The sequence below is a fragment of the Kluyvera sp. 142486 genome (assembly GCF_046569695.1).
In the GTDB taxonomy this organism is placed as follows: domain Bacteria; phylum Pseudomonadota; class Gammaproteobacteria; order Enterobacterales; family Enterobacteriaceae; genus Kluyvera.
Genome location: NZ_JBKHUI010000012.1, coordinates 153,145 through 167,045, shown reverse-complemented (window position 1 = coordinate 167,045; position 13,901 = coordinate 153,145). Strand labels below are relative to the sequence as shown.

The 13,901-nt window shown below is 56.3% G+C and carries 12 protein-coding genes; 6 read left to right on the top strand and 6 right to left on the bottom strand.

From position 1 onward, the window contains the following. The first annotated feature begins 353 nt into the window (after positions 1-353). On the top strand, positions 354-1,796 hold the full coding sequence (gene ansP, locus ACLGE8_RS14880) for an L-asparagine permease (protein ID WP_410999554.1): 1,443 nt from the start codon (positions 354-356) through the stop codon (positions 1,794-1,796). A gap of 90 nt (positions 1,797-1,886) precedes the next feature. On the opposite strand, the gene ACLGE8_RS14875 is transcribed toward ansP, so the two are convergent. Further along, a complete protein-coding gene (locus tag ACLGE8_RS14875; RefSeq protein WP_410999552.1) occupies positions 1,887-2,819 on the bottom strand; it encodes a hypothetical protein in 933 nt (310 codons plus the stop codon). Positions 2,820-3,007: 188 nt separating this feature from the next. Between ACLGE8_RS14875 and ACLGE8_RS14870 the strand changes: the two genes are divergently transcribed. Genes ACLGE8_RS14870 through dsbG form a run of 4 tightly spaced genes read left to right on the top strand, consistent with a single transcriptional unit; the run spans position 3,008 to position 6,980 of the window. Further along, a complete protein-coding gene (locus tag ACLGE8_RS14870) occupies positions 3,008-3,370 on the top strand; it encodes a hypothetical protein (protein ID WP_410999550.1) in 363 nt (120 codons plus the stop codon). A 47-nt stretch (positions 3,371-3,417) separates the two neighbouring features. Beyond that, on the top strand, positions 3,418-5,448 hold the full coding sequence (locus tag ACLGE8_RS14865) for a protein-disulfide reductase DsbD family protein (RefSeq protein WP_410999548.1): 2,031 nt from the start codon (positions 3,418-3,420) through the stop codon (positions 5,446-5,448). Between the two features lie 6 nt (positions 5,449-5,454). Then, positions 5,455-6,177, top strand: a complete 723-nt coding sequence (locus ACLGE8_RS14860) for a DsbA family protein (RefSeq protein WP_410999546.1) — start codon at positions 5,455-5,457, stop codon at positions 6,175-6,177. Positions 6,178-6,221: 44 nt separating this feature from the next. Continuing rightward, on the top strand, positions 6,222-6,980 hold the full coding sequence (gene dsbG, locus ACLGE8_RS14855; RefSeq protein WP_410999576.1) for a thiol:disulfide interchange protein DsbG: 759 nt from the start codon (positions 6,222-6,224) through the stop codon (positions 6,978-6,980). Positions 6,981-7,199: 219 nt separating this feature from the next. On the opposite strand, the gene ACLGE8_RS14850 is transcribed toward dsbG, so the two are convergent. From ACLGE8_RS14850 to ACLGE8_RS14835, 4 genes are all read right to left on the bottom strand, one after another. Further along, positions 7,200-7,436: a hypothetical protein gene (locus tag ACLGE8_RS14850; protein ID WP_410999544.1), complete on the bottom strand. Its 237-nt coding sequence runs from the start codon at positions 7,434-7,436 to the stop codon at positions 7,200-7,202. A 541-nt stretch (positions 7,437-7,977) separates the two neighbouring features. Next, positions 7,978-9,105: an ABC transporter substrate-binding protein gene (locus ACLGE8_RS14845; RefSeq protein WP_410999542.1), complete on the bottom strand. Its 1,128-nt coding sequence runs from the start codon at positions 9,103-9,105 to the stop codon at positions 7,978-7,980. Between the two features lie 24 nt (positions 9,106-9,129). Continuing rightward, a complete protein-coding gene (locus ACLGE8_RS14840) occupies positions 9,130-9,900 on the bottom strand; it encodes an ABC transporter ATP-binding protein (protein ID WP_410999540.1) in 771 nt (256 codons plus the stop codon). Next, a complete protein-coding gene (locus ACLGE8_RS14835) occupies positions 9,900-10,901 on the bottom strand; it encodes a FecCD family ABC transporter permease (RefSeq protein ID WP_370631761.1) in 1,002 nt (333 codons plus the stop codon). The genes ACLGE8_RS14840 and ACLGE8_RS14835 overlap by 1 nt, the downstream gene beginning before the upstream one ends. A gap of 444 nt (positions 10,902-11,345) precedes the next feature. Between ACLGE8_RS14835 and ACLGE8_RS14830 the strand changes: the two genes are divergently transcribed. After that, entirely contained in the window at positions 11,346-11,957 is a 612-nt protein-coding gene (locus tag ACLGE8_RS14830; protein ID WP_410999538.1) for a class I SAM-dependent DNA methyltransferase, read from the top strand. A 31-nt stretch (positions 11,958-11,988) separates the two neighbouring features. On the opposite strand, the gene ACLGE8_RS14825 is transcribed toward ACLGE8_RS14830, so the two are convergent. Further along, positions 11,989-13,584, bottom strand: coding sequence for an EAL domain-containing protein (locus ACLGE8_RS14825; RefSeq protein WP_410999536.1), 1,596 nt, complete (start codon positions 13,582-13,584; stop codon positions 11,989-11,991). Positions 13,585-13,901 lie beyond the last annotated feature (317 nt).

Below are 13,901 nucleotides of genomic sequence, written 5' to 3'. Positions count from 1 at the left end.
ATGTCAGATCGTATGCGCCTGTTAGGGCGCGGCTGGTAAGAGAGCCTTATAGGCGCATCAGAAAAACCTCCGGCTATGCCGGAGGATATTTATTTGTACCCGTCGCCGGGCGAAAGCACTAGCCCAGAGTAAGTGACCGACGTTTTCGCAGAGGGCGCCGTTTTATGCGCGAAAGAGGTCTGAAGAGTAAGCGTATGTTTTGCGCCGCTTAATAATTGCAGGTAGGATGCTTCGCGGCAGTTTTATCCCTACGCAGAATGACGGGAAAAACCGCGCGGGTTGTCGTGGATAGGCGTTCCATATTCATTCGATAACCTTATGCATTCCATACATCAGACAGGTACAGGGTAATAATGGAAACACAACACTCACAGGCTGCGGCGCAACGCGCGGCAAAACGACGCTGGCTGAACGCCCACGAAGAGGGTTATCACAAGGCGATGGGTAACCGACAGGTACAGATGATCGCCATCGGCGGCGCTATCGGTACCGGCTTGTTCCTCGGCGCGGGGGCGCGTTTGCAAATGGCAGGCCCGGCGCTGGCGCTGGTTTACCTGGTTTGCGGCATCTTCTCGTTCTTTATTCTTCGCGCGCTGGGCGAACTGGTACTGCACCGTCCGTCGAGCGGTAGCTTCGTCTCTTACGCCCGTGAGTTTCTCGGCGAAAAGGCCGCCTACGTGGCGGGCTGGATGTACTTCGTTAACTGGGCGATGACCGGCATTGTTGATATCACCGCCGTCGCACTCTATATGCACTACTGGGGCGCGTTTGGCGACGTGCCGCAGTGGGTGTTTGCGCTGGGCGCGCTGGCGATTGTCGGCACCATGAACATGATTGGCGTGAAGTGGTTCGCCGAGATGGAGTTCTGGTTTGCGCTGGTTAAAGTGCTGGCGATTGTGGTGTTCCTCGTCGTCGGGACCGTGTATCTGGGCAGCGGCAAGCCGCTGGACGGTAATGCCACCGGCTTCCATTTGATAACCGACAACGGCGGCTTCTTCCCGCACGGCCTGCTGCCTGCGCTGGTGTTGGTGCAGGGCGTGGTATTTGCCTTTGCCTCCATTGAACTGGTCGGTACCGCGGCGGGCGAGTGTAAAGACCCGCAGACCATGGTGCCGCGCGCTATCAACAGCGTTATCTGGCGTATCGGCCTGTTCTACGTGGGTTCGGTGGTGCTGCTGGTGCTGCTGCTGCCGTGGACGGCCTACCAGGCGGGGCAGAGCCCGTTTGTCACCTTCTTCTCGAAGCTTGGCGTGCCTTATATCGGCAGCATCATGAACATCGTGGTACTGACGGCGGCGCTCTCCAGCCTCAACTCGGGCCTCTACTGCACCGGACGTATCTTACGCTCGATGGCAATGGGTGGTTCCGCACCGAAGTTTATGAGCAAGATGAGCCGCCAGCACGTGCCGTACGCAGGTATTATGGCGACGCTGGTCGTCTATGTGGTGGGCGTGTTCCTGAACTATCTGGTGCCGTCTCAGGTCTTTGAAATCGTGCTGAACTTCGCTTCGCTGGGTATTATCGCCTCGTGGGCGTTTATCATGGTGTGCCAGTTGCGCCTGCGCAAGGCCATCAAAGAAGGCAAGGCCGCGGACGTGAACTTCAAGCTGCCGGGCGCACCGTTTACCTCATGGCTGACGCTGCTGTTCCTGCTGAGCGTGCTGGTCCTGATGGCGTTCGACTACCCGAACGGCACCTACACCATCGCCTCGCTGCCGCTGATTGCTATTCTGCTGGTGGCCGGATGGTTTGGCGTTCGTAAACGCGTGGCAGAAATTCACAGTACCGCACCGTAATCCACGGTAGGCCGGATAAGGCATTTACGCCGCCATCCGGCACTCTGCTTTATGCTGCCGGATGGCGCTTTGCTTATCCGGCCTACCCAATTAAAAGCTCATGGCTAGCCCCACGCCATAGCCGCTGGTGCCGTTGCCAAACATATAGCGCGCCACCAGCCGCGTGCGGGTAATAAAGACTGGGTATTTACTGCTGTCCATCTCAATCCCTATCCCGACCGAGCTTAAACTATCAAACCCTAACGTGCCGCGTTGTTCGCCGAGATACTCGGTATGCGCCCCTTCCAGCACGTAGCGCACCGGGCTTTTCAGCAGCGTCCAGTCAAAAAGCGGGGCACGGCGGCGCAGATAAAGGCCGAGGTTTTGTGCCGTGGCGCTGCCCTCGACGGCGCTGGACGTGTTGCCGAAGGTTTGCAAATCCATGCCCGTATAGCGTAGCTCAACGTCAATATCCTGCGCCGGGGAGACCAGTTCATAATCGAGCATTAACGAACCGCCCAGGCCATAGGCGTTGAGTCGGCCGCCGTCGAGAAAGTCATATTCGGCGTTGCGATGCTGCTCCAGCGCCCATTTGCCGACCCGCAGATCGCTCGCCATAGTGCCGAGCATCACGTTGGCAATCGGACGCAGTACCAGGTTGCCACCCCAACGGTCGCGGTGCAGGTTGAAATCCCAGCCGATACCGCCGGTGGCCGTCAGGCTGTTCCATTTGGTCGGAATACGTCGGCTTTGGTCGCCATCGCTGATGACGAACTGCGGATCGTAGCGGCTGTAGCCCATCGCCCCTTCGAGATAAAGCGGAAAGGTGTCGCCCATCGTTGCGCCACCGCCAAACTGGGTGATCGATAGCTCGGTTTTATCGTCGGATCCCGAGCCGATATTGAGGTCGCTGGCGGTAATATCCGGCACAATCATATAGCTCATCAATGTCAGCACCGCATCGGCCCGCTGTTTAATGCGCTGGCCGTCCGCTGCCTGTAGCGTGGCACTGAAGGTGAGTGACGTCAGCAGAAGCATGAACATGCAGGGAAATACCGCGATCATGGTCGGTGTAGCCTCAATCGGGTGATGATGGATTAACTATAGAGCAGGATTTCCCCCTCGGAGACAAGCGGCGGGAAAACCATAGTAAGACAAAACCTTACACTCGCGGCCTTGCGAATTGATTGGGATTGTTTATGATTCGGTTGTTCTGAAACGTCTGGTAATTTATGCGTAATCGTCCGCTTCTTGCGAAAGGGTTCTTGATAGTGACCTGCCTCGCCATGGCACTTTGCCTGGTGCAGCGGGCGGTCTATCTGCACCATTTTCTCGAGCAGGTGGGCAACCCGGTTCAGACCCTTTCTACGCCGGCAACGGACGAATCCCAGGTGGGGCCTTCACCGTGCCAGCTTAGCGCCAACTCGCTGTTTTGCGCCCAGCCCATTTTCTTCGACGGCGCGCTGCCTGCCGTTATCATCTTCCTGGCCCTGATTCAGCTATTCGCTGAAGTGCGCACGTTTGTCTTCCGCGACGTGCCCAGACGGCCGCCCACGCTTCGAATACACCTCAAAAACTGCGTTTTCCGTGAATGAATCATCGTCCTGACGACGATTGATTATTTAATTCACGGAGAAAAAACATGTTGAATATCTTCAGGGGATTACTCCTCCTGTTGCTGACCTGCGTGAGTACCGCTCACGCTGCCGATACCGGGTGGCTCACGTCCCCGCAAAATGACCACGCCCGGGTCCGCTTTCAGGCGGAGCAGGGGCATGACCGCCTGTATGGCCTCCTGACCGTTGAACTGCAATCCGGCTGGAAAACCTACTGGCGATCGCCGGGAGAAGGGGGCGTTGCGCCTGAAATCCACTGGAAGAACGGTGAAAAGGCGCAGTGGTACTGGCCGGTTCCCACTCGCTTTGATATTTCCGGGCTGACAACCCAGGGGTATCACAACAAGGTCGTTATCCCGATGATCATCACCGGCAATGCGGGTGATGTGCTGGAGGGGACGCTGACGCTCTCAACCTGCAGCAACGTCTGTATCTTGACGGACTACCCGCTGCGCCTCGATTTTAATCAACCGGTCGACGGCCAGTTCCAGGCCGCGTTCGAGCAGGCGATGCGTACTATCCCGGCGGAAAATGGCATTTCGGACGATCTCGCGGCGCACCTTGAGGGCGATCGTCTGGTGATCACCGGCACCACCGCAGGGACGTGGCGTTCCCCAGAAATCTATTTTGACCCAATGGACGGCGGCATTATTCCCGGCGACCCGAGCATCGAAATGCACGGTGCGGAGCTGGTCGTGAACGCGCCGGTGACGGATGAGTGGGGCGAAAAACCGGCAACGCTCGCGGGGAAAACGCTCTCCTTTGTCCTTACCAGCGACGGCAAAGCCCAGCAAACCACCCTGACGGTAGGAGCCGATCAAACCGCCAATGCGCCCAATGCGGCGAGCGCCAGTATCGTGCAGATGCTGCTGTTTGCGCTGCTCGGTGGGTTTATCCTCAACCTGATGCCCTGCGTCCTGCCGGTGATGGGGATGAAGCTAAGCGCGGTGCTCCACGCCGGGTCGGATACGCGCAGCATTCGCCTGCGATTCCTCGCAACCAGCGCCGGGATCCTTGTCTCCTTTGCGCTGCTGGCGACCATGGTCACGGCGTTGAAGGTGACCGGCGCAGCGCTGGGCTGGGGGATCCAGTTCCAGAATCCGTGGTTTATCGGCCTGATGGTCGCCGTTACCTTTATCTTCGCGCTGAACCTGTTCGGCACCTTTGCCGTGCTGCTGCCGTCATCCATGGTCGGCAGGATGGCCACCGCCGGTGGCAACGGAATGCTGGGGAGTTTCTTTGAGGGGATGTTTGCCACGCTGCTGGCTACGCCGTGTTCGGCACCGTTCCTCGGCACCGCCGTGGCCTTTGCGCTGGGTGCGCCGCTTCAGGATCTCTGGCTTATCTTTATCGCGCTTGGCATCGGGATGGCGATACCCTGGCTGCTGGTGGCGCTGCTGCCCAAAACCGCAGCGCTCTTGCCGCGCCCGGGACGCTGGATGGCGATGCTGAAAACCATTTTGGCGCTGATGATGCTGGCTTCAAGCCTATGGCTGGCGTCGCTGCTGAGCCAGCATTTGGGTGACCGGGTCAGCGATATGGTGATTCTGCTGCTGGCCATCGTGGCGCTGCTGGCCGTTCTGTTCACCGGCCCGCGCAGCGGCGCGGCGTTCTATCTGGCGGTGATTCTGCTCACCGGCCTTGGCGGCTACCAGCTGCGCGGGCTGATTCAGTCGCCGTCACTCTCGTCCCCTGAGGCCAGCGCGGACATTCGCTGGCAGCCCCTCAGCGAAGCGGCGATCGATCAGGCGCTGGCACAGGGCAAACGCGTTTTCGTGGATATCACCGCCGACTGGTGCGTGACCTGCAAAGTGAATGAAATGCGCGTGCTGAACCAGCCGGAGATCGTCGCGGCGCTAAACGCCCCTGATGTCGTCGCGCTGCGTGGTGACTGGAGCAAGCCTTCAGCATCGATAGCCGCCTTCCTGCAACAGCGCAACCGCTACGCCATCCCCTTCAATGAAGTCTACGGGCCGGGCCAGCACGAGGGAGAGATCCTCTCTCCACTGCTGGATCAACAAACGCTGCTCGCTGCCCTGAAACATGCCAAAGGTTAATGAATCATGAAATACACGCTTCTGTTTACGCTTTTAATGACCGCCTCACTGCAGGCTTTCGCTGCGCCCGCCCTCACGCCAGCCCAGGAGGCGCGCGTGCAGGAATTAGTGCAGGAAACGCTGCTCAAACACCCGGAAATTCTGGCTGCGGCGGCGGAAAAACTGGATCAGCAAAGCGCCGAGGCCAGCCAGCAACAGCTGAAATCGGTTATCGCGCAAAACAGCGATTTTCTCTACCGTGACCCCAACTCCCCGCGTATCGGGGCAGCGAAACCCCGTCTGACGCTGGTGGTCTTTACCGACTATAACTGCCCATACTGCAAGAAGTTTGATCCTTATCTGGAGAAGATCGTGGCCAAATACCCGGACGTTGCCGTGGTGTTCAAATTCCTGCCTTACCGCTCGGAAAGCTCGGTGACCTCGGCCCGGGATGCGCTCACCGTCTGGCGTGCTCATCCGGAGCAATTTATGAAGTTTAACGACCTGCTGATGGCGAAAAAGGGCTATCACGACGACGCAAGCATTGCCCAGGCCAAACAGAAAGCGGGCGTGGTGGTGGATGAGCCGGACAGCGTGAGCTTCGAGACGGTGAAGAAAAGCCTCGCGCTGGCGCAGCAGTTGGGTATTCAGGGCACGCCCGCCACGCTGATTGGCGATGAAATGCTCTCCGGCTGGGTTCCTTACGAGCAGTTTGATGCTATGGTCAGCGACGCGCTGAAAAAACAGTAAATTCACTTCCGGGGGATATATCCCCCGTTCAGAGAGGGACGATGATGAAATCGATTATCCTAACGTCGCTGGCGGTGCTCCCGGCGTTCGCCTATGCCAGCGCGCCGCTTCCCGATGTCGTGAAGCGCTTTAGCGAACAGCAGAACATCACCATCATTAAAGAGGTGGAAGCCCCCGGCGGGCTGAAAAGCTGGGTTGGGAAGTATCAGGATATGGGGGTGAACCTGTTTTTGACTCCCGACGGCAAGCATGTGGTATCCGGTTACCTTTATGACGACAAAGGCAAAAACCTGAGTGAAGGCTACTTTACCGAAGCGATTTACGTGCCGATGGGCCAGGAGATGTGGAAAACGCTCAATAGCGCCCACGCGCTGAAAGAGGGGGCAGATACCGCACCGAGAAAAGTGTTTGTGTTTGCCGATCCGTTCTGCCCTTACTGCAAAACCTTCTGGGCGGCGGCGCAGCCGTGGGTTGAGGCGGGGCACGTCCAGCTCAACACGCTACTGGTAGCGTTCCTGAACCCAAAAAGCGGGCGCAACGCAACGGCCATTCTTAACGCCCTGGACCCGGTAGCGGCCTGGCGGGACTACGAATTGTCCAACGGTAAGAAATTGCCGCGTTTTGATGGCGTCACGCCGCGCGAAACTTTCAATCTGCTGCAACAGCATCAGAAGCTGATGGATGACTTAGGCGCGAACGCCACGCCGGCAATTTACTATATGAACGACAAGAACGAGCTGCAGCAGGTGGTGGGGATGCCTGATGAGAAACAGCTTGAGGCGATGTTTGGGCCGAAACCCTGATAGCAACGCGATTGCTCTCTCCCTTCGAGGGAGAGAGCGGCACTGCTCTTCTCATCTTACCCCTCTCAGCCGTGGGCCCAGTACCCAAAATAGCACGATAACTAGCAGTAGCAGCAGCGCCGACAGCCCTTTATGGTCATTGATGAGGATAAAAATCATTGCCAGAGTCAAGGCGTGAATCCTTATTGTTGCTCGTGGTGTCTTATACCGCTGTGGGAATTAGCCCCAAATGCGAATAAAGTGAGTTGCGATAGTAATAATTACCCACACCAGTAAATAATAACGGCGGGAATCATTACGTGATTCCAGGGCGGAGAAATAGTTAGCGCTATAAAATGTGGAAATAATAATGGCGACGGTGATGACAATATGCCAGACACCTTCTCTGATACCGATAACGGCGCTAATGGAGGCAAAGCAGATAACGATCGCAATCCCGTTCAGGGCATTACACATCAACCAACCCCACAGGCTTGATGGCCTGCTAAACATCTGTTCAAGTCTTAAAACCAATTAATCATTCACCCGGCCAATTAAAGAGCGCTATAAAATGCATTTTATAAAATGGCAGGGAGTTGACCAAAATCAAGGTTGATGGTTTCTATAGGGAATTAATCTGAAACTGATATATATCAATTTACGCTATATGCCGTGAATTTATGGTTGTTTTAAAAACATTAAAACCTGCAAATCATCATGATATATAAAGATAAAGTGGGGAGCGGCAGTGTTTTATTTTTTAACGATTATTTAATTTAATTACCTATTTGGTATAGGGTTTGCTACTACTGTTTATCGACTGATAGTCACTGCCTTTATTATTATTCTAGCTGAATATAACCGGCGTTAATAGCGATTTCATAATAGCGATCGTTGATCGCTAAAATTAAAAGGTAGGCCGGATAAGCGAAGCGCCATCCGGCAAAACCTGAGTACATTGCCGGATGGCGCTTCGCTTATCCGGCCTACAACGTTCCTCTTAGCTGACTGAGGAGTGTTATTTCCCAGGCGTATAGCTCAGAATCACCTTATCATCCGGAATATGGGTGAATTGGGTAATCAGCTGATGGTAATCTGCCAGGGGATCGACATCTTTAAACTGCGTTGGATAGAAAATCTTACTCAGCGTCTCGATGGCGATAATGTTGTACGGGTTGTTATAGAAGTGGTGATACAGCGCCCCGGTATGCCCCGCGACAACCGCCGGAATGCTGCTCACGCCCTGACGCGCCAGCAGCGCGTTAAAGGCGCTGACCACATCGCTTTGCGGCACGTTGTAGCCGAACGGAATAATCGCCGTGCCTTTGCCCGGGCGTTTAGAGCCGGTCATCAGGTAGTAGTCTGGGTTCATGGAGATGATTTTCTCCACCGAGATATTGCCGGTGGCGCCCGGCAGCAGCTGCGAACCAATATTCACGCCGCCAGCGGCTTCGACCAGGCCACCCCAGCCATTGCGCGCATGGGTGAAGCAGCAGCCGTTATCCAGCCCGGCTACGCCCGCGATCGGCTCAATAAACACTAATGGTTTCTTCTCCACTTTCGCCAGACGCTGGTGAATGGTGTCCAGACGTTGCTGATAGAAGTTGATGTAGGCCTGCGCGCGGTCGCTCTGGCCGAGCACTTTGCCGAGCATCGCGATGCTTGGCATGGTGTTCTCTACCGGATGCAGTTCGTAGTCAACGAAAACAACCGGCACGTGGAGCGCCTCGAGCTTCGCCAGCACGCCGCTTTGCACCAGCGATGGCTTAGCGCGCAGCTGGGCAATCATCAGGTCCGGGTGGCGAGAGATAACCGTCTCCAGGTCAACGTTGCCCTGGTCGGAGAATTTCATATCGAGGATCTTATCCGCCTCGGGCCATTTACGCTTCAGCACGTTCCAGGTTTCGGTATCCTGTTTTTTCGGCAGGTTGTTCCACGCCACCACTTTGGCGAACGGATTGTCGCGCTCCAGCACCGCCAGCGTCAGAATATCGCGGCCATCCTGCAGAATAATGCGCTGCGGCTCCTGCGTTACCGTGACCGTCCGGTTGTCCATATCTTTGACCGTGACCGGCCAGTTACCTGCCATCGCCAGCAGCGGTGAAAGCAGCAGCGCTGCGCCTAATAGTGCCTTCTTCATCGTCATGATTTCCCCGTCTTACGATTATTGTTATGTCGTTAATCCATCGACTACCACGTGCGGCAGCCCTTGTGAACAGTGTTCAACCCGGCCACGCACCCCGTATACGGTCGCCAGATTTTGTGGGATCACCACCTCATCCGGTACGCCGCTTGCCACCAGCGCACCGTTTTTCAGCATCACGGCATATTCAGCGTGACGCAGGGCAATGTTGATATCGTGGATCACCACCACCGTGACGATATTGCGCAGCCGCGTCTCTCTGGCGACGATATCCATCACGTGAAACTGGAAGTTGAGGTCGAGCGCGCTCAGCGGTTCGTCGAGCAGCAGCAGATCCGGCTGACGAATCAGGGACTGTGCCAGGCCAATCAGCTGTTTTTGGCCGCCGGAGAGCTGGTCGAGGTAGTGCATCGCCAGATGGGCAACGCCGAGTTTTTCCAGAATGGCGTAGGCTTCCTGCTCAGCGTTACCCTGGTGATAACCGCTGGCGCGACGCGCCACGATAACCGACTCCAGCGCGTGCAGATGCACACCGGCAGGCAGCGACTGCGGCAAATAAACCACCTTCTGGGCTCGTTTGGCAGGCATCAGCGTCATCAGATCTTCGCCGTTCAGCGACAGCACGCCCTGTGCCGGGTTGAGATCCGCCAGCGCGCGCAGCAGCGTTGATTTGCCGGAGCCGTTGGGGCCGAGCAGGGCGGTAATCTTGCCGCGCGGCAACAGCGGCGTGGTCAGCCCATCAATAATTTTCTTTTTGCCATACCCCGTGTGCAGGTCGCGAATAGAGAGGCCATCCATTACAGCGTTCCTCGGTGGCGAATAATAATGCTCAGGAAGAAAGGCACGCCGACCAGCGAGGTGACGATGCCGACCGGAATAATGACCCCGGTGACGATATTTTTAGATACCACCGACGCCAGCGACAGCACCAGCGCGCCAATCAGCATGCTACCGGGTAAGTAGAAGCGGTGGTCTTCGCCGAACATCATGCGGGAAATGTGCGGCGCGACCAGGCCGATAAAGCCGATGGGGCCGACGAAGGCCACGGTCAGTGCCGAGATAATGCTGATGCGCAGCAGCGTCGCCAGACGCAGTTTACGCACGTTAATGCCAAAGCTGACGGCGCGGTCTTCGCCAAGGCGCAGCGCGGTCAGCTTCCAGGCGTTTTTCAATGACAGCGGGGTGATAATCAGCAGCGCCACCGCCAGAATTGCCAGCTTGTCCCACGAGGCGCGCGCCAGGCTGCCCATCGTCCAGAACACCAGACCCTGCAAGGTGTCTTCGCTGGCGACGAACTGCAAAATGGAGATCAGCGCGTTAAAAGTGAAGACCAGCGCGATACCAAACAGCACCACGCCGGAGGTGGCAACCCGCGTCCAGCGGCTGATGCCGTCGAGGATAAAGCAGGCCATCAGCGCAAAAACAAAGGCGTTCACTGAGATAAACCACTGGTCGGGAATGCCCGGAATGCCTAGCCCCAGAATAATCGCCAATGCCGCGCCGAACGAGGCGGCGGAGGAGACGCCGAGGGTAAACGGGCTGGCCAGCGGGTTGTTGAGGATGGTCTGCATCTCCGCCCCGGCAAGCCCTAAGCCCATACCAACCAGAATCGCCATCAGCGCGAACGGTAAACGCAACTCCCAGACAATCACGCGGGTACCTGCATCGGCGGCGTCGGCATGGAATAGTGTCTGCCACAGCGTCGAAACGGAGATGCCCGAGGGGCCGAGAGTAAAATCAAGCAGCAGGGAGCAGAGGATGCAGAGCAGTACCACGCCGGCAAGCAGGTAACGCTGCATAACCACCCGACGGTAGCGGGCGGCAATCGCCAGCGCGGGGGAGTCGGCGCTGGTGGCAAGGCTGGAATTCATCGGATAACCTTATGGAACAGGGTAAATTCAGTGAACCTCCCGCCTGTCCCGAGGCGAAAAATGCAGGATATCCAATATCCTGGAGAGAGCTGGTGACAATATATTGAATTGATAATGCTTATCAATTCAATATGAAAATAATTAGCGTTCCATTGATTATTTGTTTAACTAATACCCTCACCCAAAAAGGGGGAGGGAGAAAACCCGTGTCGGGCTCACCAACAGCGCCAATCGATCCCTTCGCCCCGGAGGGGCCAGGGTGAGGGGGAAAACCTCTCCCCATCCTGACCAGGGCACCATGAATCTTGCCAACGCGATAAGATGGGCTAATCTGTGAACCCAGCACGTCACTCCGCCACCATGAGGCCCACAATGGACCATCCAGCCGCGCGTACTATTCTCGACCTGTATCAGCGTCATGCCGAAGCGTTTTACCAACAACGCTCACGAACGCTGTTTGAACAACGCTGGCTGGATAAGCTGCTGGCGGCGATGGGGACGACCGGGAAAATGCTCGATCTTGGCTGTGGTAACGGCCAGCCGATTGCCGATTATTTTATCCAGCAGGGCTGCGCATTGACCGGGGTAGATGGCGCACCGGCGATGCTGACCCGCGCCCGTGCGCGTTTTCCTGAACAGCGCTGGCTGCACCACGATATGCGGACGCTGAATCTTGCTGAAACCTTCGACGGCCTGATCGCCTGGGACAGTTTTTTCCACCTCGCCCAGGATGACCAGCGTCGCATGTTTTCCGTCTTTGCCCGTCATAGTCATCCCGGCAGCGCCTTGATGTTTACCAGCGGCACGGGTCACGGTATCGCCATGGGGGAATTTGAAGGGGAACCGTTGTTCCACGCGAGCCTGGCGCCAGAAGCGTATCGGGAACTATTAGCGGAGCATGGTTTTGCGGTGCTAGAGATGAAAATGGAAGACCCGGAGTGCGGTGGGCATACCGTGTGGCTGGCAAAGCGAGGAGAGCGCTGAGGCCCACCCTGTGCCAGATAAAGCGAGTCGACTATTGACTCGCTGTCTGCAGGGAGATGTTCTCTTCGCTGTGGTTTTGCGAGATGTTGTTCTGCGCCCACTGAAGAAACGCTTTTTTCGGCAGCGCTTTGCTGTAAAGCCAGCCCTGTCCGGCCGGGACGCCGTGTGCGCGTAGCCAGTCGCGCTGATGTTCGGTCTCAATCCCTTCTGCAATCATGCTCAAATTCAGCGACTTAGCGATTTCAATGATATGGCCGGTAACCACTTTGTGCTCCAGTGCATCAACAAAGGCTTTGTCGATTTTTAGCGTATCGACCTCCAGCTCCTGAAGATAGCTGAGGCTGGAGTAGCCGACGCCAAAATCATCGATGTAGACCTTGTGACCCATTTCCCGGTAGGCCTGTAGTACCGGGCGCGCGGTCTGCGGCGCGATCAGGTCGCGTTCGGTCAGCTCCAGCGCAATCTGCGTCGGCGCCACGTTCCACTGCTGGATTTGCTGGCGCAGCAGCTCGGGCAGGGTGGGCGAACTCAGATCGGCGGCGGTGATATTAATCGAGATGGTGACCTCAGGATGCTGCGAGAGCCAGTGGCCCAGATCGTCAAACACACAGCGCACGATATGCTCGGTTAGCTGGCAAATTACGCCGGTTTGTTCCGCCACGGCAATAAAAAGATCCGGCGGCAGCCAGCGACCATCGGCCTGCTGCCAGCGGGCTAACGCTTCAGCGCCAACCAATCTTCTATCCTTGAGCGACACCACCGGCTGGTAGTGTACGGTGATCTCTTTGGCTTTAATCGCCGCCAGTACACGGTAGTGGGAAGACTGAAGACGGCGCAAAATGCGCACGATTAAAAAGGTGGCCAGCCCGCTAATCAACAGCCCCAGCGGCAGCCAAAGCATCAGCTGTCGATGCCAGTTGGTTGATAGCGGTTTTACCGAGGACCAGGTGAGCAGTATCGCGCCAACGTCCGGCAGCACGCGCTGGTGGTACACCATCTGGTCATACTCCATGACCGGCAGATAGGCCTGCAAATGGTGTTCCCAGATATCCGGGTCGAGCGGATGGTTGCTGGCGACAATGCGGTGGCTTTGGGTGTTGATAAGCGCGGCATAAATCGGATAGGCCGGGTTGGGCAGCACGTCAATCAATGAGTCCGGGTCAACCATCACCATATATTTACCGTGGCTTACCGCTAGCATCGGGGCATCGGTCTGCAGGTCGTGGCGTGAGGTGAGAAAGACCGTATAGCCTGCAGGGGTGGTGAATTCGGTGCCGGGGACCTTTTCAGACAGCGTATTGCTCAGTAGATCGCACGCGCCGTTATGGTGCTCAAGATAGAACACGCTCTGAATGTATTGATGGATATAGGAGATTTTCTGTATCTCGCGCAGGTGAGCCAGGGTGCAGGGCTTGCCCTGAAAACGGTTCACTTCCTCAAGCGCGGTTTTGGCCTGCAGCTTCACGCGCTGGGTTCGCGCCAGCACGCGCTCGGCGTAGCTGCTCATCTCCTGATCGAACTGTTCGTTGGCCTGACGCTGGGCTAGCCAGAGGCTGAGGGCAATTGGCAGAAAAATAGCGATAATCAGCACGCCTGTGATCAGGCTCACCAGACGTTGCGTTGTCATTATCTTCCCTGGGTTTTCCGAAGTGAGTGAAAAAGTTTGCTGGCTAATTTTACCTGTGCTGAAGCGGTTCAGGCTAGCGCAAAGGCTAGATGATATCGATTATCAGTCATTTTGCGTATGGTTACGTGACAAATAAACACACCAGCAGTATGGGTACTGATTTTATCGTGCTAAACATCACATTATTCATTGAATGTTGTGGTGAATACAAATTCACTTTATTGCATTTATATTCGTTATTAATGACGTTGTCTGCGCATCACCGCTTCTGTCGTTGCGTCGGTCGTGTCAAAGAAAAGGGTATTTGTATGATGAAT